The organism is Dysgonomonas sp. 521, from assembly GCF_010501055.1.
GTDB lineage: Bacteria > Bacteroidota > Bacteroidia > Bacteroidales > Dysgonomonadaceae > Dysgonomonas.
Map to the genome: position 1 here is coordinate 66,283 of NZ_QVMO01000003.1, position 22,405 is coordinate 88,687.

Consider the following 22,405-nt stretch of genomic DNA (forward strand, 5'->3'; position numbering starts at 1 on the left):
ACAAAACGTGAATTGTTATGCACATATTGCGTACCTGACGGCACGTAATAGACAGGTTAAAGCATCTTTCTACCAACATTCAGTCCCTAAAGGGACAAGAATAGCATATTTAACCCTTGATTCGCATTAGTTATAATTTTTTAAACTTCTTATTTTTGACAACCTACCCAAAAAAGTGACACTTCTTTCATCGCACTTCTTTATTCTTTTCCATTGTTATCTTTTTTCTCTGAGCAATTTGCTTTTTACCACGGAGTACACAAAGTGAACTTCAGAGTTTTAGCCCCAAAGACTCTTCAAAGCCTCCTTTTTCGGCGCAAAAGTTACAGTCTCTTTCTGAAAAAGTGACAAAGGTGACACTTCTTTTATTGTTTCGGATTGTCACTTCTTCTTCAACCTAATTACGGGAAAGAGCTTTAGAGTCTGTTTAAATTTTATTCGTTCAAATTTTTAGTACTATTTTTGAGATAGTTTTTTACATACGCTTCGCTCCTGTGAACGTTGTTTGTCGTGACTCGGCATAACATGAATTTTTAATTCAGTTCTGCTCTCGCTACTTAAAACGTTCAATTTCATTAGTCGTTTTGCGTGACTCGGCATAACATGAATTTTTAATTCAGTTCTGCTCTCGCTACTTAAAACGTTCTTTTATTTTTTATCCTGCGCGCAATCGCAGATTGCTTACCTTACTTTTGGCCGAAGCTCCAAAAGTAAGCAAAAAAGCATTGCGCCCCGCTTCGCTGTACGACCCACCATCGGCTTGTCGGCTGAATGAAGTGATGAAAATCTCATCTTTGCGATGATTGGCAGACGATGCTTAAAAGCGCCCGCACTTCATTCTACGCCGCCTGCACCGGGTGGGTATCCCGTACGCTTGCTAACGGCGCTGGCTGACGCCTGACGAGAATAGCCGTTTTCGAAATACTTGTCATCGCATTGCGGCTCCGTGCATAAGTTCCGCAGGCGGGGTACCCACCCGGTGCAGACGGCGTGAAACGGGATGTTGTCCGAGCCGAAGGCGAGTTTCGTCCCGTTTAGCCGGCAAGCCGTTGGTGGGTCGCCGAGGGACGAAGCACTAGCCTTTTGCTTCCTTTTGGGCAATGCCAAAAGGAAGGGCAAGCCCGGGAGGGCGCGGCAGCAGGAAGCTAATGATAAAAGCTTTAAACCAAGATGGCTTTTATGCAAAAAATGAAAGAACACATAATTTAAACAAAACGAAATACTGATTCACATTAATAATAAAATATTTTGGTAAAATTTAAACAGACTCTATATAAGATAATTTTTTCCGACCAAAATAAGTAGTTGTTTAAATTTTACCGAAAATATTTCATATAACTGTTTTTGATTGCTCTTTGGCTCTTATTTTTATTCTTCTTTCTCTATTTTCTACTTTTTACCACAGTACATGACAAAAATTATTCAAACACGATTTGGAGACGATGTAGGGGCAGTGGCTTGTCCCTGCCCGCTTGTCATCGTTTACGGGCACCCACAAGGGGATGCCCCTACAACAGGATATAAAATTTTGTCATGTACTTAGACTTTTTACTCTTGGTTTAGCCCGCTAAACCTGCGGATAAAAAGAAAAAAATATATTTGAAATAATGCCAATCAAATTTAAACAGTTACTAAAGACCCCGGAGAATTCTCACCCGGGGTCTCCTACCGTTTAGGTTTCAATACGCATCAAGAGTTAGAAAAATGGCTTGAAAAGCCTGGTCATCGGGACATGCTGAGGAACGAAACACCGCGTGACTCTTTTAGGGTCGGAATCCTTTCCTGCGGTCAGGATGACATGCGACAGCAAACGTTCCAGCTTCTTAATATCCAACCTTTTAGTCATTGGCGCTATTCACAACCTTTTGCAGATCTTCCATAGTAAAGTTACCTACGATGCGGATAACCGTACATTCGCTCTCTTCATTCACAAACATTATCAGGTCTTTGAATTTGCCATTCCCGTCTCTCTGCGCATAAAAATTGACTACCTGATCTTTATCTTTGACTGACATCAGCGTTTCGTACGCTTTATTCTTTTTCATGGCATCTGCCTCAGAGAGCATTTCCTTGAACGCCTTTTTGCTATCACTTGTATATATTTCGAGTTGCTCCAGTTTATTTGCTAACGATTTCACATTCACTCCGCCCATATCCGCACCTGCCATATTAGGTACCATAGAGAGTAATGCTTTTGAAATATACACAGTAGTAATATCCTTGTTATTGGAAAATCGCTCAAACATCTTATCTTGTGCCTGTACAGCTATAAAGCTGAACATAAACACCAACATCAATAATAATCCTTTTAGTTTCATGATTCTTTATCTTTTTTACGGTTGAAAGTTTTGTTTAATATTTCGTTTGTCTTATCCATATTTTCCGACGCTACAGCCAACTGATCCAATCCTTTGTTAAATTTGGATGATAATAAGATCAATGCTTCCTGCGCCTCTTTTATTTTCTGTTCATCCTCTTTGCTCATCGTTCCGCTCTGTCCTTCCGCTATAGGAGGGGTCGTATCCGCTTTGCTATTGAAGTAAACTCCGGCTGAGACAAGGATGGCTATCCCGGCTGCTATACTGCCTGCCTTCAACCATAACGACCGCCTGCGTGCTGTATTTTCCAGAGGTGCTTCGGTAGTTTCCTGCGATGCCAGACCGTCAATCAGATTGTTCAACTTCGATTCTAATCCTGCCGGAACATCAATAGTTTCGGATTTATACATAGCAAGAAAGACCTCTTTTTCGTCAAGCAGCTCATCTGCTACATCCTCTCCCTGAAAATAGCTCAACAGTCGCAGTTCTTCTTCCGCTGTAGTCTCGCCGAGGTAGAAAGCCTCTATCAATTTCTTTATATCGTATGTATTCATCGCTGTTCTATTTTAGTATATTGTTCCCTGATGGTTTTACGTGCCCTCGACAGTATAACCCGTATATTGCCCGGGCTGATCCCCGTCATGTTCTCTATCTCCTCATCCGTGTATCCGTCCCAGTGCTTTAGCATCATTACCTGCCGTTGCTGTTCAGGTAATTTATTTATCAATGACTTCACATATTTGGCATCATCCTGTATTTCTATCTGCGTGGACAATGATGTCGTTTCCGGTATATCCGCATCATAAGATGTATGGTAGTCATTCTTTGTTTTTCTCAGGTAATCGAGGCATGTATTGCGAAGGATGATAATGGCGAAAGCCTCCGTATTATCTATATTCCCCAGCTCATCCCGTTTGTTCCAGAGTTTTATAAATGATTCCTGAACTATATCTTCGGCGTTTGCCGCATCCTGCACTATCCGGTATGCTATCCTGTATAATTTCTGATGGTATGGGAGAAACACTTTCTTGAAAGTTTCCGCATCCATCCTATTTGTTTTTACCCTGTTCTTTAATTATTTCTTCCAGATCCGATTCATCGAGTTCGCCCGACATTTTTACGACTACAGCATCTTCTTCGTCCAGCACCAGTATAAAAACTCCTTTAGGGCGGTCTCCTTCTTTGTAAGAAATGATGCGTACATTATCACTACCGTCTTTCACTGTCAGTAGTGTTGTATAGCCGTTGCCGTCTTTGAAATTTTGAAGTTCGCTTTCGAACCTCGTTTTTACCTCCGGACTATAATTTTCTATAGCAACTACGACCACCGAATCGAGTTTTTCCATAAAGGCCGGCATATTCGATTTTAGTTCTCCTGTCGAATCAGTTTCTAAAGCAGCTTTTATTGACATATCCAACATAGCCCTGTCTACTACCTGATGTTGCACTCCTTCTACTTTAGACATGTCTTGCATCAAAGCGTTTAAATCCTGTGCCGAAATAAATTGAGTGGCGATTAAAGCTACTACCAAAGAGAACAGATACTTTTTCATAATTTTTACTTTTAATTGTGTTTACGTTATATCTTATAGGATACTATTTATCATACTTCTTAATCAATTCGGCGATGTCGCCTTCTTTTATTTTACCCGAAAATTTTACAATGGCAGGGTCGTCATCGCCAAGGCAAAGGATTATCATATCTTTGATTATATTTTTATCTTTCTTCATCATGATACGCACATTGTTTTCTTTGTCATTTACTGTCATCAATGTCTCATACCCGTCTCCGTCCTTCAATGTGTACATTTGCTCCTGCAGGTTTTGCTTAAAAGCGGCGTCGCACCCCGACAAATCGTATACTTCCAGTGAGTGTATCCCTCTGGCTACCGGCATGTTGCCTACTCCGCCGAAAGTTTTCCCCAGGCTCATCATAAAACGCCCTATCTTTACCTTATCCACATTCTCCGCTTTCGATACGCTGTTCATCAGGTTGCCCAAACTTTGGCTATATGATAATTGACTTAGTGAAAGAACTAAAACCAGACAAAATATATACTTTTTCATAATCGTTTTTTTTAATTGTTGCTGTTATACATTCTATAATAATAAAAAACTTATCCGATGTGCGCTATCATCTGTTTTCAATTATTAAGACGGAGCAGTATATAAATTTGTTACAGCAAAAGTGAAAAAAAAATCGCATAAAACAAAAAAGGCTGTATTTCAATAAAATACAGCCTGTAAAAAAATATATATCCTTTATATTATTCCGCTACCCGTGCAAATGTAAGAACCTCATTCCCTTCTTGCATAAGTACGAGCCCATTTTCATTTAAACTTACCTGTAGCGGTGTTGCCAGTTTAGATAAGAATGTAGTTTCTCCTTTCAGTGCAGGACAAGCCATTTTGGTTGCCATAGCAGGGCCAAACGTGATTACATTATCTTGCAACTTAAACGTACAGCGATAGTTATTACATCCTGCATTGCCGGATACTTTACCATCCGCTATCTCCATTGTAGGCACTTTGTCAGGGAACAGCGCAGCCATATCTTCTCCTGCGATGGAAGTCAGGTTCCATTTCCCCGACAGGTTTTCGGGAGAGACATCAAGGCCTTTAGAGATTACAGGAGATGTAAAAGATACGACAGGCTGGAATTCGAGGACAACTTTATCCCCTTGCGAAAAAGTGAGCAGGCTATCTTCGGTCAGGTTTACCTCCAGATCAGGGGTAGAGAGTAATTTGAAAAATTCCGGCTCTTTATTTGCGTCCATGCAGGCCATCATTGTAGATACCAGATTAGGCGCGGAAAATACATTCTGTTCGTTCAGTGTAAAGTCGCCGCCATATCCGTTACAGCCGCCGTTTCCCGACACGGTATTCTTTGAGAAATCAAATTTCAGATCAGGTATTTTACCTGTAAATGACAGTTTTGCATCTTCGCCGTTAAGCGTTTTCAACGCCCATGTCTGATTTTCCAACTGAGCTTTATCCAAAGGCTTTACAGAGCTACAACTTTGTGTAGCAAAAGTAAATGTAAGTACTGCAAGCATAGTAGCAGCAGTTTTAAAAAAACATTTCATAGTCAATCTTATTTTTAAATTTTAATATCAAACCTATCGGCATCTTTCCAAACAGGAAATTTTGCCCTGAAGTGCTCCAGTTCATCCTTCGATATGGAGACAGTCTTTGTTTGTTCTGTATCCGGTTCTATCGATAACATATCCTCGCCACGGGCGTTTATCATCTTAGAAAGTCCGCTATGCGACAAGCCGTTACCATCAACACCTATCCGGTTTACGCCGCATACATAAGCCATATTCTCCAAGGCTCGTGCTGTCAGCAATGCGTCCCATACCTTCCGGCGCGAGGCCGGCCAATTAGCGGTATAGATAAGCAGATCGTACTCGTTGTCGACATTGCGCGCCCATACCGGGAACCGAAGGTCGTAACATATAAGCAAACAGATATTGAAGCCATTATGTTCAACGATCAATCGTTTTTCTCCGGCAGAAAACGATTGAGGCTCGCTTCCCATGCGGAACAAATGGCGTTTGTCATAATAGTATTCTTTCTGTGGGGTAATAAAAAATCCACGGTTGTAATAGCTATCTCCGTCTTTGGCAATATAACTCCCGCAGATAGCTACATCATATTGTCGGGCACATTCTTTCAGACGGGAGATAGTTTCTCCATCAACAGGTTCCGCCATATTATGGCTGTTCATCGTAAATCCTGTAGAAAACATTTCGGGCAGTACGATGAGGTCTGTAGTTCCTGCAAGTTCTTTAATTGCATTCTCTACATAGTCCAGATTAGCCTTCTTGTCTTCCCAGACAATATCATATTGTACGAGGCTCACTCTAAGCACAATATCTCCCATATTTTTATTAATTACAAACCTCAAGCCTCCCTTCGGGGAGGTTGGAGGGGCTTACATCGAAAAATATTCGGGATGACGGGCTGTCACACCTTTATAATAAGTTTTTATCTTAGATATATCATCTTCCACGTTGCCTGTAGGCATCACAATAGCCTTAAAGTCGGCCTCTTTCTTCCCATAGTCGAGGGCGGCAACTACAATAGCTACTTCGGCTTCCATGGCTATAAAGTAGAATCCTTTTTTCCATTCGGCATTTGCCTTACGCGTAGCTTCGGGGGTTATCGCTAACTGGAAGTTGTCTTTGCGCGCATATATCTCCGCCATCTGTTCGGTCAGTGACGATTTTCTGGAACGGTCTACGGGGATTCCGCCCAATGCCCTGAACAAAATATTCATCGGGAAAAAGAACCATTCTTTTTTTATAAGGAATGAGGCTTTCCTTCCCATCGATTTATAAACGATCAGTCCCAGCGGCAAATCCCAGTTACTTGTATGAGGGGCTACACAAATAACGCATTTATCGGGCAATGCGGTCTGCCCAGTTATTTTCCATCCTATAAGACGGAGTATAAAGTTACATAAACTCTTCATCAACCGAGTGCTTCTATTTCTTTAGCAATAGCATTAACCTGCTCCTTAAAATCAGCCTGCACTTTTTTGAAGTAAGCTTTAACTCTTCCTTTCACATCCTTGCCCTCATTCACATTTACCCGTTTCAGGAATTCGGACTGAGTTTCAGCTATGCGGTTTATTACTTTATCTGCCGCCGCCTGATCGGCATCCACGACAAAAACTTTGTAAAATATGCAATCGATATAGAGCAAGTCCATCGCTGCATTTATACTTTTTTTAAGCATTCTTCTACTACTCACAGTCAAATTATATTTAATATGTTATTATCTTTGCTATCTTTGGCGTCCGTAAAAACCGTGGCAAAGGTACTAAAAAAAGATACTTGTCACCCTATTTAATAGTTTTTAAGTTTAAACAAAAAGGCAGTAGCTAATATCAAATATGGCAAAGCGAATCAATAATCCCGATTATATTTTTGAGACCAGTTGGGAGGTATGCAACAAAGTAGGAGGAATTTACACCGTTCTTTCCACCAAGGCAAAAACGATGCAAGACCAACATAAGGACAAAGCTATATTTATCGGTCCTGATATTTGGAAAGATAAAGAAAATCCCTGGTTTGAAGAAGATAAGGATTTATTCGCAGATTGGGTGGAAACAGCCAGAGCGTACGACAGGCTGGATGTAAGGGTCGGCAGATGGCTGGTTCCCGGCAAACCGATTGTCATATTAACCGGATTCGAAAAAATGTATCCACACAAGGATGCCATCTACGGATACATGTGGAACAAATTCGGAGTGGATTCCCTCCATGCTTACGGCGACTATGATGAAGCCTGCATGTTTGCTTACACCACAGGCACCGTTATCGAAAGCTTCTACAAATTCTACCACCTGGAAAAGAAAAAGGTGATAGCCCACTTCAACGAATGGATGCTGGGAATGGGCGCATTATATATAAAAGACCGTTTGCCGAAGGTAGGTACTATATTTACTACACATGCCACATCTATAGGGCGCTCTATAGCCGGAAACGGCAAACCGTTATATAATTATTTATCGGTATACGACAGCGACCAGATGGCACGCGAGCTGAATATGGAGTCGAAACATTCGGTAGAAAAGATCGCCGCCCAACAAGTCGATTGCTTCACTACAGTTAGCGACATTACGGCAAAAGAATGCCGCCAGTTGTTGCACCGCGACCCATTGGTAACACCTAACGGGTTTGAGAAAGACTTTATCCCTGTGGATAAAGCACATGAGACAAAGCGCCTGGCAGCCCGCAAAATGCTGATAAACGTAAGCGAGAAACTATTGGGGTATGACATCCAGGAAGATGCGCTTCTGGTAGCTACCAGCGGCCGGTACGAATACAGGAACAAAGGTATAGACGTATTCATTGACGCGATGAACCGCTTGGAACACATCAAACAGCTTGAAAAAGATGTCATAGCCTTCATAATGGTTCCCGCATGGATCGATTCTCCACGCTCCGATCTGCAGGAACGGCTGAAAGGAAAGAAGACTCCCGACTCATCATTGAGTTACCCCCATATTACCCACTGGATCAAGAATATGAATAACGATTCGATATTGAATCAGATTTCATACCTGCGTATGCAGAACGGAAAAGAAGACCGGGTAAAGATCATTTTCGTTCCGTCGTACCTGAATGGCAATGACGGCATTTTCAATGTTCCTTATTACGACCTGCTCATTGGTATGGATGTGACGGTTTTCCCGTCATACTATGAGCCGTGGGGATATACTCCACACGAAAGCATCGCCTTTTCTGTTCCTACCATCACTACTTCACTCGCCGGATTCGGTCTCTGGATGCGTAAGATGGGAGATGAAAGGGGTATGGATGACGGAGCGGAAGTCGTTACACGCGACGATTACAACTTCATCGAGGTTTCGGAAGATATCTGCAACAGGGTATTTGAGATGACCACCAAAAGTGCCGAACAGGAACGCATCCTGCGCCAAGCGGCACTGGACAGGGCGGCACTGGCCGACTGGGCTCATTTTTTCAAATATTACGAAGAAGCCTACGATATCGCATTGAACGCGGCAGCCGGCAGAAAGTAAGCTGTCCTCTGCAAACGTTTGCAACTTTTATGATAACTATATTCACAAATTACAAACATAAGGGGCTGCAAATATGTTATATTTGTACCTTGTGACGTATACACAAACAGTTTTTTATTCGATTTAGGGAATAATCTATACAAGTTTAAATATATTAACATTTATGAGAATTAAAGCAAGTTATTCGAACGCTCCTACATGGAGAAGTGCGCATACACAAGTAAATCTGCCAAAGGAGCTATTACCGCTGGAGAAAATTTCACGCAACCTATGGTGGGTATGGAACAACGATGCAACCGACCTGTTTGCAGAATTCGATCCGAAACTATGGAAAGAATCAGACAACAATCCTGTTATCTTACTACAAAAGCTATCTTATGAAAGAATAGACGAAATTCTGAAAGACGCGACTTTAATGAGCAAAGTCAAAAACGTCATCAAGAAATTCGACACATATATGTCTCAAAAGTACGATACATCAAAACCATCAATCGCATATTTCAGTATGGAATATGGTTTTTCGCATGTATTGAAAATATACTCAGGGGGGTTAGGCGTACTTGCCGGCGACTACCTGAAAGAGGCTAGCGACAGTCATGTAGACCTTACCGGAGTCGGGTTCTTGTATCGTTACGGTTATTTTACCCAATCGATCTCTCCCGACGGCCAACAAGTAGCAAACTATGAGTCGCAAAACTTCGCCGACCTGCCTCTTGAACCGGTATTGAATGAGGACGGAAATCAAATGATCCTTGCCGTACCTTATCCCGACAGAGATATATACGCAAATGTATGGAGAGTAAATGTAGGCCGTATCAGCCTTTACTTACTTGATACCGATATAGATCCAAACAGTGAATACGACAAGCCGATCACACACCAGTTATATGGCGGGGACTGGGAAAACCGCCTGAAACAGGAATACCTGTTAGGTATCGGTGGTATCCTCTTACTTAACAAGCTGGGTATCAAAAAAGAAGTCTATCACTGTAACGAAGGACATGCAGCCCTGATCAATGTTCAGCGCCTGCTTGACCTCATCGAAGGAGAAGGCTTGACATTCAATCAGGCACTTGAAGTTGTACGTGCTTCGGGCTTATATACAGTGCATACGCCTGTGCCTGCAGGACACGACTATTTCGACGAAGGCCTTCTGGGTAAATACCTTGGAAGCTACCCTGCAAGATTAGGTATTTCGTGGCAGGAGTTTGTAGATATGGGCCGCGAGCATCCGGGAAGCGGAGAGAAATTCAGCATGAGTGTATTCGCGCTGAATACTTGCCTCGAAGCAAATGGTGTAAGTTACCTGCACGGAATAGTATCGCGCCACATGTTCCAGCCTGTATGGCCGGCTTACTTCCCCGAAGAACTGCATGTAGGACATGTTACCAATGGCGTTCACTTGCCAACATGGACAGCAAAGGAAATGAAGGTATTGTATGAAAAGACCTTCGATAAGAACTTCTATGAAGACCAGTCTAACCACGAGATATGGGATAACATTTACAGCGTAAAAGACGAAGACCTGTGGAATGTACGTCTTATCCTGAAAAAACGCCTTATCAACTATGTTCAGGAACAGATGAAAGAAGGCTGGATAAAGAGCCAGAAAGCCCCTTCGGCAATATTCAACATTGTAGACAAAATCAATCCGGATGCACTGTTAGTAGGTTTTGGACGCCGTTTTGCTACATATAAGCGTGCGCATCTGTTGTTTACCGATCTTGACCGTTTGGCTAAGCTGGTTAACAACGAGAAATATCCGATACAGTTCTTATATACAGGCAAAGCACATCCTGCCGATGGTGCCGGACAAGGTTTGATCAAACAAATAGTGGAAATATCCCGCCGCCCTGAATTCCTTGGCAAGATTATCTTCCTTGAGAATTACGATATGCGTTTAGCGAAGCGCCTTATATCAGGTGTGGATATCTGGTTGAATACACCTACCCGTCCGTTGGAGGCTTCGGGTACATCCGGCGAAAAAGCCGAAATGAACGGTGTACTTAACTTCTCTGTACTCGATGGCTGGTGGTACGAAGGATACCGCAAGGATGCAGGCTGGTGCCTGACCGACAAGCGTACATATTCTAATCAGGCATATCAGGACGAACTGGATGCGGCAGAGATCTATTCTACTTTCGAAAACGAAATACTGCCTCTTTATTATGCCCGCAATTCTAAGGGTTATTCTCCTGAGTGGGTACAATATATTAAGAACTCTATCGCCCATATCGCGCCTGAGTATACTACAAAGCGCATGATAGACGATTATATCAAGAACTTCTATAAGCCTGAGCAAGCCCGTGTAAAACTGGTGACAGCTAACAACTATGCCAAAGCGAAAGAGCTGGCTGCATGGAAAGAAAATACGGCTGCCAACTGGGATAAATTCACTGTTGAGAAACTGACGTTCAACGGTCAGGATATAAAAGACGGAAACGCTTTCCCATCCACAAGCTTTACCGAAGGAGAGAAAATGAAGGTGGAAGTAATCATCGACAGAAAAGACATGACCGGAGATCTGGGTGTTGACGGCGTTCTTACTGAATATGATGCAGAAAAGAAAGTTGACAAGTTCCTGTCTTCCGAAGAGTTCAAGCTGGTTAAGACAGAAGGCTCTAAATTATACTTTGAATTGAACGCCGTAGCTAAGATTCCGGGTATATGCAACTTCGCTTACCGTGTATATCCTAAACATCCGGATATGGCACACCGTCAGGACTTTGCTTTTGTACGCTGGATTTAAACGACAAGCACTATTATAGAAAAAGCTGCATTACATGGTAATGCAGCTTTTTTGTTTCTCAACAAAAGAAAGCCGGAAGCCTATTCCTTCCCCTTAGCCTCATCCCACAGGATGTCCATCTCGGCAAGGGTCATATCCTTGAGGTTCTTATTCTGCTTCTTTGCTTCCTGTTCTATATAATTGAAGCGGCGGATAAACTTCTGGTTTGTACGTTCCAATGCATTATCAGGGTTGACCTTATACAAGCGTGCCGCATTGATAAGGCTAAAGAATACATCCCCGAACTCAGCTTCCACTTTATCTTCATCCATGCCGGATATTTCCGCTTTCAGTTCCTGAAACTCTTCCGACACCTTATCCCACACGTCCTCTTTCTTCTCCCAGTCAAAACCGGCGTTACGGGCCTTGTCTTGTATACGGTGAGCTTTAGCGATGGATGGCAGTGAAGCCGGAACCCCCTCAAGGATAGTCTTGTTCCCCCCTTTTTCCTTCAATTTTATCTGCTCCCACGATTTCTCCACCTCTCCGGCTGTCTTGGCCGCATCGTCGCCAAAAACATGAGGATGACGGAATATAAGCTTATCACAAAGTGCATTGCATACATCAGCGACATCGTACGCTCCCTTTTCTTCTCCTATCTTCGAATAAAAGATGACATGAAGCAGAACATCTCCCAATTCTTTCTTTATGGCTTCGTCACTGTTCTGTATAATGGCCTCGCACAGTTCATATACTTCTTCTATTGTATTTGTACGCAGGCTCTCGTTTGTTTGTTTGGCGTCCCACGGGCACTTTACCCGCAATTCGTCCATGATGTCCAGAAGCCTTCCGAAGGCTTCCATCTTCTGCTCTCTTGTATGCATTTGTAATATAAGTAAATGATAGAACTTAATTTAGAAAAGAAAGCTTTCTACCTGCTTCCATTTTATTTTACCTCTTCTTTCTTCTTCTTAAAGTTATCCAGGCCTTTCTTCAGGAATTCGATATATTTATCGATATCTTCATCGTAGGCATAAGACGGGCCTATCGGTTTTCCGTTATAATCGAGAAGGACATAATATGGCTGTGAGATAAAGCCGAATTTATGACTTTGGAGATAACTCCACTTATCGCCTATCGTTTTCAGCTTTGTCTTTTTCCCGTTAAGTTCTACCTCTTTCTCTTCCTTAAGCTTCGTCTTATCGTCTACCATAAGGGTAATCAGCACATATTCTTCATCGAGCAGTTGCTTTACCCGCGGGTCTGTCCACACAGATGCTTCCATCTTACGGCAATTGACACAACCATAACCCGAGAAATCAATCATAACAGGCTTGTTCTTTTCCTGCGCATATTTCATACCTGCTTCGTAGTCTTCAAACTTGGCATGGACGACTCCGTCGTATAAACTGAAATCCTGTGTATACAAAGGCGGAGCAAACGCACTAATCGCTTTCAGTGGCGCACCCCATAACCCGGGCACCATATATATGGCAAACGCGAATGAAATGATAGCCATAAACAAACGAGGCACCGAAACATGCTTCAGGTCGCTGTCGTGAGGCAGTTTCAATTTGCCCAGCAAGTATACGCCAAGCAGTACGAATATCACAATCCATAATACAAGGAATATTTCGCGGTCAAGGATTCCCCATTTATATGCCAAATCGGCTACCGATAAGAACTTAAGCGCTAAAGCCAGTTCGAGGAATCCCAACACTACCTTCACCGAATTCAACCATCCGCCCGACTTCGGCATACTCTCAAGCCATGACGGAAAAATGGCAAACAACGAAAATGGTATAGCCAGTGCCACGGCAAAGCCAAACATTCCTATAGCCGGCGCCACAATACTGCCCGAACCGGCGGCCTGTACCAGTAATGTCCCAATAATAGGCCCGGTACAAGAGAATGAAACCAGCGCCAATGTAAACGCCATAAAGAATATGCTGATAATACCTGTGGTAGAATCGGCTTTCTGATCCATCTTGTTTGTCCACGAAGAAGGCAGAACCATCTCAAAAGCTCCGAAGAACGATATGGCAAATACCACCAGCAGGGCAAAGAATATAAGGTTGAATATAGCACTGGTAGCCAGGTCATTCAGCGCGCTGGCACCGAATATACCTGTAATCAACAGCCCAAGGGTCACATAGATGAGAATGATGCCTATGCCATAAGTTACCGCGTCTTTTATCGCCTTTCCCCTGCTTTTCTTATTGCGTTTGAGGAAGAAGCTGACGGTCATCGGGATCATAGGCCATACACACGGGGTAAGCAAGGCAATCAGCCCCCCGCCAAAACCTCCGAGAAAAATCCAAAACAGAGACTGGTCGGATGTATCGCCCGCAGCACCATACGCTTTCAGTTCATCTGTCACAGGAGCCCAAAGTTCGTCACTGGTTGCATTTACGGTTGTACTGGCAGAAGACAGTGATAAGCTATCAACCGGAACCAACGCTACCGTCTCCCCTCCCGATGGAGCCTCACCCGTAGGGCTGCCCGTACTACTATCCGCAGCGGCTACCACTGAGGCAGGAAGGTCTTTAGGCTTAAAGTCCAAATCGATCTTTATCGGGATACACTGACCGTCTATTTCGCTACAGACCTGACCGCGAAAATCTCCTTCGAGCAAGAAAGCGGCCTTATCTGTTATCTTAAGAGTTTGAACAAATGTAGCCTGATTCTCATAATAGCCGTATTCCATCTGGAATATATCGTCATATTTCCGCTTCAACTTGGAATTGACGGCTTTTAGGTTACCTACTTTCGTTGCGCCTTTCAGCTTATCTATTGATATGGTTGTAGGCATTGGCCCGTTCTCGGGTATAGTAATATCAAATATATGCCATGTAGGATCGATACGGAATGTGGTTGTCAACTCTACTTCCCCGTTTCCTTTATCTATAAGCTTAGTTGTCCACGAAGCCGGTTGCTGCGCATGAGCCGAAATGGCTGCAACAATCGACAGAATCAGTAATACTACTATTTTTTTCATAAAGAATATCTATATAAGTGATTATATAATAGGGTTTATATTCAATAAAAGAGTAAGATGCATATTTTTAGGAGTTTTTGTTGCCACGACTTTCAAGTCGTGGATAATAATACAGATAGAAAACGACTTTAGTCAAAACATTTTGGCTAAAGCCATTATCTGATTAGACTATTATCCTCCTGCTAAAGCAGGAGGCAATTAAATCACAGAGAATAAACCATATATAATCTTATTGAATATAAACTCTAATAAACGACAATAAAAATCGAACTCTTCAATTTCCCAAGGTAACTATCTGTTACTGTTGTGTATATAAAACAATACACAGGCACAAGGCCTCAAGGGACGCAAAGTTAAGAAAAAGAGTGTATATTAGGGAAATAACAGCATTCCTTTTTCATTTTATTTAGTAACTGTTTAAATTTTATTCGTTCAAATTTTTAGAGATGTTTTAGAGATGTTTTTTTCTTCCTCGAAACGATAATAGCGGGCTATTTGAGTTGAGAGAAAGAAAAAAACAGCCGAAAACAGACTAAAAATGAACGAAGAAAAAGATATAATAAAATATTCGTATAAAATTTAAACAGTTACTTAGGAATCCAAAATTGGAAATATCTGATTCTAATACTACTTTTGACAATCATAAAACATACATTTATGGACAAGACAATTATCATTGATGGCAGCAGGATACATAATATACCTTCTTTCTACGAAGAAATAAACCGCGTATTTATGCCGGACGAAGACTGGAAACTCGGTGCTAGCCTGGATGCGCTCAACGACATGTTTTATGGTGGTTACGGCCAAATAAAAGGGAATGAAAAGATTTGCCTGATCTGGAAAGATTTTGAGCAAAACAGAAAGGATTTAGGGCTTGAACTTACCAGAGCTTATTATCAAAACAAATTAACATCCCCTTCAGTATTTAATCAGGAATTTATACTTGAAAAGCTTGCCGAATTAGAGAACGGTACAGGAAAAACCTATTTCGAAATCATTCTGGAAATCATAAGTGAGCATCCTAATATAAAACTGATCGCCCAATAAATAAACATCATTAGAAAGACGCTGCAAAAAGTGACACTATCCACCTTGGCACTTTATCCCATAACATGCTAATTATAAACAAATAAGACCGCCGGCAATAAATAAAAAAGTGACAAAAGTTACAACTATTCCACAGTTTGTTATTGTTACCTTTTTCATCTGTTAAAGACTAAAATTATTATTTCAAAGACCGTTCTATAATAAGATAAATTTCACGCTAAAAGTAGACAAACTCTCGCAGGGATGACCTGTGGCAACGAACATAAGAAAAAGAAGATGCTCAAACACACGATGAATTTCGATGGTATGGCCGCTTCCTTTTCCAGAGTTCACAGCGAAGAAAATATGTGGCGGAATCCCTGGCTCTTCCTAAAATGTGCTGAATCACTTCAAGCTCTCTCTTCAAACTCTCTTTTTTATTTTGGAAATACTTTTTTCAAAATATGTTTTACAACATAACAAAAATAAGTGTAGAATCAAACACTTATTATTAATATTGCAAGTGTAAAGAGTACACTTATTTAATAAAACTTGCAACATCATGTTGGAATCACTCAAAAAAGAAGTATTTGAAGCAAATCTAGATTTGGTAAAGCATGGCCTTGTGATATTTACATGGGGCAATGTTAGCGCGATAGACAGGGAAAAGGGGTTGGTTGTCATAAAGCCATCCGGAGTATCTTATGATACCATGAAGGCCGATGATATGGTAGTGCTCGACCTGGATGGAAACATCGTGGAAGGAAAGCTGAAACCGTCATCCGACACACCTACACACCTTGTACTATATAAGGCTTTTCCGAATGTGGGTGGTATCGTGCATACACATTCAACGTATGCTACGGCTTGGGCACAGGCAGGTTGCGATATTCCGAATATTGGGACTACACATGCCGATTATTTCAAAGATGAGATTCCCTGCACAAGACAAATGACAAAAGCTGAGATTGAAGGGAAGTATGAACTTGAGACAGGCAATGTCATTGTTGAACGTTTTTCGGAACTAAACGCAGACTATACACCCGGCGTATTAGTAAACAACCACGGGCCTTTCTCGTGGGGGAAAGACGCGCACACAGCGGTTCACAATGCAGTAGTACTGGAGCAGGTGGCCAAAATGGCATTTATTTCATTCAACGTTAATCCTCAACTGAAGATGAATGACGAGCTTATTAAAAAGCACTTTTTCAGAAAACATGGTCCGGGTGCCTATTACGGACAGTGAAACAGTAAACAGTTAGCAGTCAACAGTCAACAGTAAGAAATTTAGTAAAACACTTATTTATAACTCATAATTCATCGCTTGCGTCATTGGCATATTGGCATATTTGCAAATTGGCACATTAATTCATAACTCATAATTTATAATTTAAAAACATAATATCATGGATTTCAAAGATTTAGAAGTTTGGTTTGTAACCGGAGCACAATTACTTTATGGTGGCGACGCTGTGGTTCAGGTTGATGCACATTCAACTGAAATGGTGAAAGGATTAAACGATTCAGGCATCCTGCCTATCAAAGTGGTCTATAAAGGTACAGCCAACTCGTCAGCAGAAATATCCGCTATAATGCGCGCCGCTAATGGCGATACCAAATGTGTGGGTATGATAACATGGATGCACACATTCTCTCCTGCTAAGATGTGGATACATGGCTTACTGGATTATAAGAAACCGTTGCTCCACTTCCATACCCAGTACAATAAAGAAATTCCGTGGAATGAAATCGATATGGATTTCATGAACCTGAACCAGTCGGCTCACGGCGACCGCGAATTCGGACATATTACAAGCCGTCTGCGCAAGCCTCGTAAGGTTGTAGTAGGTTACTGGAAAGATAAAGATACACAAAGCAAGATAGCATCATGGATGCGTGTGTGTGCAGGATGGGCAGATTCACAGGATATGCTTATCGTTCGTTTCGGGGATAATATGAACAACGTAGCCGTAACAGACGGCGATAAAGTGGAAGCCGAAATTCGTTTGGGTTATCATGTTGACAATGCTCCTATTGCAACTCTGGTTCCCTATATAGAGGCCGTAACTGATGCTGAAATAGATGCGCTTGTTGCAGAATATGAAAAGATATATGACTTTGCAGACGACTGCAAAAAAGGTGCGGAAAAACACCAGTTTGTACGCGATGCAGCAGCTCAGGAAATAGGACTTCGCCGCTTCTTGCAGGACAAGGGGGCTAAGGGTTTCACTACCAGCTTCAACGAACTGGAAGGTATGAAACAATTGATGGGATTCGCTTCTCAGCGCCTGATGGCAGAAGGATACGGATTTGGAGCCGAAGGAGACTGGAAATCTGCTGCCCTTGTACGCACAATGTGGGTAATGGGACAAGGCCTTCCGGGTGGACAATCGTTCCTTGAAGACTACACATTGAACTTCGATGGAGAAAACAGCACTATCCTTCAATCGCATATGCTGGAAATCAATCCGGATATTACAGGCACAAAACCCCGTATCGAAGTACACTTCCTTGGAATTGGCGATGCACGTACTTGCGCCCGTCTGGTATTCCAGGCTCACAAGGGAGAAGGTGTTGCTGCTACCATCGTAGATATGGGTAACCGCTTCCGCATGATAGTAAACGAAGTAGAGGTACAAGAACCAAAACCGCTTCCTAAACTTCCGGTTGCATGCGCATTGTGGAAACCAATGCCTAACTTTGAGATAGGTGCAGGCGCTTGGATCATAGCTGGTGGAACTCACCATTCAAGCTTCTCATTCTCTGTTACAACGGAAATGCTCGAAGATTATGCCGAAATAGCAAATATCGAATTGGTTACAATTGATAAGAACACTACTATAAATAACTTCAAGTTTGAACTAAAAGTCAATGAAGTATACTACTTATTAAATAAAGCGTTAAGCTAAAAGATTGTTTTTTTGAGTATCGGGAGTAGTGATACTCCCTTTACTTACTTTAAGCCTCCTGTCCCCCGGAGGGGGAATCAGCAAAAAGGGGGTAAATTTGCAAATACAAAACGATAGCCTCTCTGGCTTCCCCCTCTGGGGGATTGAGGGGGCCTAAACTAATATAAACATGAAATATACTATCGGACTTGATTACGGTTCAGACTCCTGTCGGGCGGTAATCATTGAAGCACAAACCGGAAAAGAGGTTGCTTCATCAGTAAAATATTACAAGCGTTGGGTGCAGGGTAAATACTGCGATCCTGCTAATAACCAGTACAGGCAACATCCTCTGGATTATATAGAAGCACTGGAAGAATCTGTAAAAGAGGCTCTGAGCAAATCCCCGTCAGGCACTGCCGAGGCTGTGGTTGGTATGTCTTTCGACACTACAGGTTCTACACCGGCATTGATAGATAAAGACGGGCAAATACTGGCTTTGCGTCCTGAATTTGCAGAGAATCCGAATGCGATGTTTATCCTCTGGAAAGATCATACAGCCATTAAGGAAGCTGCCAGAATAAACGAAATAGCAAAGAAATGGCCGATTGACTATACAGCCTACGAAGGTGGAATCTACTCCAGCGAATGGGTATGGGCTAAGGTTGCACATGTATTGAAAGCTGATAAGTCGATTGTGAATGACGCATATAGCTGGGTGGAACATTGCGACTGGATGCCTGCCCTTATCACAGGAAAGACCAAACCGGCCGAAATAGTTCGCGGGCGTTGTGCTGCCGGACATAAGGCGATGTGGCTGAAAGAATGGGACGGACTGCCAACAGAAGACTTCTTGGTAGAGATTGCTCCCGAACTGAAAGGATTTAGAGAACACTTGTTCCACGAAACATATACCAGCGATGTGAAGGTAGGTAACCTTACTCAGGAATGGGCTGACAGGCTTGGACTGACCACGGATGTGGCCGTTGGGGTTGGTGCTTTCGACTGCCACATGGGTGCAGTAGGAGCCGAGATAGAACCAAAGACATTTGTGCGTGTTATCGGTACTTCCACCTGCGATATTATGGTAGCTTCGTATGAAGATATGCATGGCAAGCTTGTTCCGGGTATTTGCGGGCAGGTAGATGGTTCGGTTATTCCGGGCATGATAGGTCTTGAAGCCGGACAGTCGGGATTCGGGGACATCTACGCATGGTTCAAGTCGGTTCTGGCATGGCCATTCGAAAAGATATTGAAAGAATCGTCACTTGTAGATGAAGCTACAAAGGCTAAATTGATAGAAGAAGCTTTAGACAAAATGATTCCTGAACTATCGAAGGAAGCTGCGAAAATACCGACCACAGAAAGTTCCGCATTAGCTATCGACTGGATGAACGGACGCCGTACACCGGATGCCAATCAGATGGTAAAAGGAACGATCACAGGACTTAACCTGGCTAGTTCGGCTCCGCTTATTTTCAAAGCATTGGTGGAGGCTACTGCTTTTGGTTCTAAGGCCATTGTCGACCGTTTCCTGGAAAATGGAATTGAAATAGAAAGCGTTATCGGTATCGGTGGCATTTCCCTGAAATCGCCATTGGTGATGCAAACACTTGCTGACGTGCTAGGTATGCCTATCAAGGTTGCCAAATCTGAGCAGGCCTGTGCATTCGGTGCAGCCATGTTTGCTTCGGTGGCGGCAGGAATCCATCCGGATATCAAAGCTGCGCAGAAAGCAATGGGACAGGGCTTTGCATTCGAATATAAGCCTGATATGGAAAAACATGAGGTATATATGAAAATATATGCTAAATACCAGAAACTAGGTCAGTTTACAGAAAAAGAATTATTTCAATAAATTAAAAATTAGAAATGAAGAATTAAGAATCGCGCAAAACGGTGATAATCAAATTCTTCATTTTTAATTCTTCATTTTTAATTAAATATACTATGAATTGGAATTCGCATGAATTTATTTGGCTCGACTGGGTGATTATCGTAGTTGGGATATTGGGCGTATCGTGGGCTGTGTGGCGTTCGATACAAAAAGACAAGCGTTTGCAGCAGGGCGCCGACAGCGAAGATTACCTCTTTGGTAAAGGTGAACCGTGGTATATCATCGGTGCGGCTATCTTTGCAGCAAACATCGGTTCGGAGCACCTTGTAGGGCTTGCCGGAACGGGTGCCAAATCGGGAGTAGGTATGGCGCACTGGGAGATGCAAGGATGGATGATACTTATTCTGGGATGGCTTTTTGTGCCGTTTTACCAGCTTATGAACAATAAGATGGGGAAAATCATCACAATGCCGGACTTCCTCAAATACCGCTATACTCCTAAGACTGGTTCGTGGCTGTCTATCATCACTCTTATCGCATACGTGTTGACTAAAGTGAGTGTAACAGCATTCACCGGAGGTATCTTTATGGAAAGTCTTCTTGGCTTGCCGTTTTGGTATGGAGCAATTGGCCTGATAGTTCTGACAGGTATCTTTACAGTTCTGGGAGGTATGAAAGGGGTAATGACTCTTTCTGCTATCCAGACTCCTATCCTTATACTTGGTTCCTTCCTTGTGCTTTTCTTAGGATTAGCAGCCCTCGGGGGTGGTAGTATTACCGAAGGCTGGACTGCAATGATGGAATTTTCCAGGACACAGAATATAGGAGCAGACGGCGTTGCATATGGTACGAACCACATGTTCCACTTCAATACGGGCGACCCGTTGTATGACGACTATCCCGGCTTTTGGGTATTTATCGGAGCATCTATTATCGGTTTCTGGTATTGGTGTACCGACCAGCACATCGTTCAGCGTGTACTTGGACAACGCAAAGGCGAATCTAATGAAGAAGTAATGAAACGTGCGCGCAGAGGTACTATCGCTGCCGGTTATTTCAAATTGCTGCCTGTGTTTATGTTCCTTATACCAGGTATGATAGCTGCGGCACTGGCTGCGCGTCCCGACAGTGGCTTCACGCTCAACGACCCAGATACCGCATTCGGTTCGATGGTTAAGTTTGTATTGCCAGCAGGAGTGAAAGGTATTGTAACCATTGGCTTTATATCGGCATTGGTTGCGTCTTTGGCGGCATTCTTCAACTCTTGCGCTACACTGTTTACAGAAGACTTCTATAAGCCAATGTTCAAAGGAAAGAGCGAAACTACATACGTAATGGTAGGCCGTGTTGCAACTATGGTTGTAGTGGTACTTGGTATCGTATGGATTCCTATCATGATGAGCCTGGGCAGCCTTTACGACTATCTGCAAGGTATCCAGTCACTGCTTGCTCCGGCAATGGTAGCTGTATTTGCATTGGGTATATTCTCCAAGCGAATTACACCTAAGGCTGGTGAAGTGGGTATGATAGTAGGTTTTATCATTGGTATGGTGCGCTTGCTGACCAATATCTTTACCGATACAGGTAAAGCTGTGATGACAGGCGGATTCTGGGAAAGTACAACATGGTTTTGGCAGACTAACTGGCTTATCTTCGAGATATGGCTGCTTGTCTTCATCATGTTGCTGATGGTTGTAGTGTCGTTCTTTACACCGAAACCTACTGCTCAGCAGATAGAAGCTATCACGTTTACAGATGATTATAAAAAACAGATCGGAAAGAGCTGGAACAAGTGGGATGTTATCGCATCGCTCGGTGTTGTTGCTCTATGTGGATTGTTCTATTGGTATTTCTGGTAAGAAATAGATAAACCGAAATACAAAAGGCCATTTACTTTTCCAGTAAATGGCCTTTTATTTTTTTTGACCTTTAATGATATCATCTGAATTAGGTGTATCTGTTTCAACCCGAAGGACTTAATCTTCATAACCGCCTTAAAAGACGCTAAAAAGAGCATAAAAAATTGCTAAGAACTATTGGCCAGAACCTGTAAT

Annotated in this window: 19 protein-coding genes; 8 read left to right on the forward strand and 11 right to left on the reverse strand. The window is 42.5% G+C overall.

Annotated elements, in window-relative coordinates; translation table 11 throughout:
- The first annotated feature begins 1,408 nt into the window (after positions 1 to 1,408).
- Entirely contained in the window at positions 1,409 to 1,543 is a 135-nt protein-coding gene (locus D0T84_RS22760; RefSeq protein ID WP_255495131.1) for a hypothetical protein, read from the forward strand.
- 295 nt (positions 1,544 to 1,838) lie between these two features.
- Here D0T84_RS22760 and D0T84_RS02185 read toward each other — a convergent pair whose 3' ends face one another.
- The 9 genes from D0T84_RS02185 to D0T84_RS02225 all read right to left on the reverse strand — a co-directional run bounded on the left by D0T84_RS02185 (position 1,839) and on the right by D0T84_RS02225 (position 7,076).
- Positions 1,839 to 2,318 carry a DUF4252 domain-containing protein gene (locus tag D0T84_RS02185; protein ID WP_163305467.1) on the reverse strand — a complete coding sequence of 160 codons (480 nt, stop codon included), beginning with the start codon at positions 2,316 to 2,318 and terminating at the stop codon, positions 1,839 to 1,841.
- Positions 2,315 to 2,872 (reverse strand): hypothetical protein, encoded by a 558-nt coding sequence (locus D0T84_RS02190; protein WP_163305469.1) that lies wholly within the window; start codon positions 2,870 to 2,872, stop codon positions 2,315 to 2,317. The genes D0T84_RS02185 and D0T84_RS02190 overlap by 4 nt, the downstream gene beginning before the upstream one ends.
- The gene (locus D0T84_RS02195) at positions 2,869 to 3,366 is read right to left on the reverse strand and encodes an RNA polymerase sigma factor (protein WP_163305471.1); all 498 of its coding nucleotides are present in this window, start codon (positions 3,364 to 3,366) and stop codon (positions 2,869 to 2,871) included. Before D0T84_RS02195 ends, D0T84_RS02190 begins: the two co-directional genes overlap by 4 nt.
- A 1-nt stretch (position 3,367) precedes the next feature.
- Positions 3,368 to 3,871, reverse strand: coding sequence for a DUF4252 domain-containing protein (locus D0T84_RS02200; protein WP_163305473.1), 504 nt, complete (start codon positions 3,869 to 3,871; stop codon positions 3,368 to 3,370).
- Between the two features lie 43 nt (positions 3,872 to 3,914).
- Entirely contained in the window at positions 3,915 to 4,385 is a 471-nt protein-coding gene (locus D0T84_RS02205; protein ID WP_163305475.1) for a DUF4252 domain-containing protein, read from the reverse strand.
- 200 nt (positions 4,386 to 4,585) lie between these two features.
- The gene (locus D0T84_RS02210; protein WP_255495132.1) at positions 4,586 to 5,374 is read right to left on the reverse strand and encodes an META domain-containing protein; all 789 of its coding nucleotides are present in this window, start codon (positions 5,372 to 5,374) and stop codon (positions 4,586 to 4,588) included.
- Positions 5,375 to 5,418: 44 nt separating this feature from the next.
- Positions 5,419 to 6,204 (reverse strand): amidohydrolase, encoded by a 786-nt coding sequence (locus tag D0T84_RS02215; RefSeq protein WP_163305479.1) that lies wholly within the window; start codon positions 6,202 to 6,204, stop codon positions 5,419 to 5,421.
- Positions 6,205 to 6,255: 51 nt separating this feature from the next.
- A complete protein-coding gene (locus D0T84_RS02220; RefSeq protein ID WP_185155673.1) occupies positions 6,256 to 6,798 on the reverse strand; it encodes a 1-acyl-sn-glycerol-3-phosphate acyltransferase in 543 nt (180 codons plus the stop codon).
- Positions 6,795 to 7,076: a hypothetical protein gene (locus D0T84_RS02225; protein ID WP_163305483.1), complete on the reverse strand. Its 282-nt coding sequence runs from the start codon at positions 7,074 to 7,076 to the stop codon at positions 6,795 to 6,797. Before D0T84_RS02225 ends, D0T84_RS02220 begins: the two co-directional genes overlap by 4 nt.
- Before the next feature lie 142 nt (positions 7,077 to 7,218).
- Between D0T84_RS02225 and D0T84_RS02230 the strand changes: the two genes are divergently transcribed.
- Together D0T84_RS02230 and glgP are read left to right on the forward strand one after the other, a co-directional pair.
- Positions 7,219 to 8,871, forward strand: coding sequence for a glycogen/starch synthase (locus D0T84_RS02230; protein WP_163305485.1), 1,653 nt, complete (start codon positions 7,219 to 7,221; stop codon positions 8,869 to 8,871).
- Between the two features lie 163 nt (positions 8,872 to 9,034).
- Entirely contained in the window at positions 9,035 to 11,620 is a 2,586-nt protein-coding gene (glgP, locus tag D0T84_RS02235; protein WP_163305487.1) for an alpha-glucan family phosphorylase, read from the forward strand.
- 80 nt (positions 11,621 to 11,700) lie between these two features.
- On the opposite strand, the gene mazG is transcribed toward glgP, so the two are convergent.
- Together mazG and D0T84_RS02245 are read right to left on the reverse strand one after the other, a co-directional pair.
- A complete protein-coding gene (gene mazG / locus D0T84_RS02240) occupies positions 11,701 to 12,483 on the reverse strand; it encodes a nucleoside triphosphate pyrophosphohydrolase (protein WP_163305489.1) in 783 nt (260 codons plus the stop codon).
- A gap of 62 nt (positions 12,484 to 12,545) precedes the next feature.
- Positions 12,546 to 14,597, reverse strand: coding sequence for a cytochrome c biogenesis protein CcdA (locus tag D0T84_RS02245; RefSeq protein ID WP_163305491.1), 2,052 nt, complete (start codon positions 14,595 to 14,597; stop codon positions 12,546 to 12,548).
- 657 nt (positions 14,598 to 15,254) lie between these two features.
- Between D0T84_RS02245 and D0T84_RS02250 the strand changes: the two genes are divergently transcribed.
- From D0T84_RS02250 to D0T84_RS02270, 5 genes are all read left to right on the forward strand, one after another.
- On the forward strand, positions 15,255 to 15,647 hold the full coding sequence (locus D0T84_RS02250) for a barstar family protein (RefSeq protein ID WP_163305493.1): 393 nt from the start codon (positions 15,255 to 15,257) through the stop codon (positions 15,645 to 15,647).
- A gap of 541 nt (positions 15,648 to 16,188) precedes the next feature.
- Positions 16,189 to 16,872, forward strand: a complete 684-nt coding sequence (gene araD / locus D0T84_RS02255) for an L-ribulose-5-phosphate 4-epimerase (RefSeq protein WP_163305495.1) — start codon at positions 16,189 to 16,191, stop codon at positions 16,870 to 16,872.
- A gap of 160 nt (positions 16,873 to 17,032) precedes the next feature.
- Complete coding sequence (gene araA / locus D0T84_RS02260; RefSeq protein WP_163305497.1) at positions 17,033 to 18,535, forward strand: L-arabinose isomerase; 1,503 nt, start codon at positions 17,033 to 17,035, stop codon at positions 18,533 to 18,535.
- 169 nt (positions 18,536 to 18,704) lie between these two features.
- Entirely contained in the window at positions 18,705 to 20,372 is a 1,668-nt protein-coding gene (locus tag D0T84_RS02265) for a ribulokinase (protein WP_163305499.1), read from the forward strand.
- 92 nt (positions 20,373 to 20,464) lie between these two features.
- Positions 20,465 to 22,210, forward strand: coding sequence for a sodium:solute symporter (locus tag D0T84_RS02270; protein ID WP_163305501.1), 1,746 nt, complete (start codon positions 20,465 to 20,467; stop codon positions 22,208 to 22,210).
- The last annotated feature ends 195 nt before the right edge of the window (positions 22,211 to 22,405 follow it).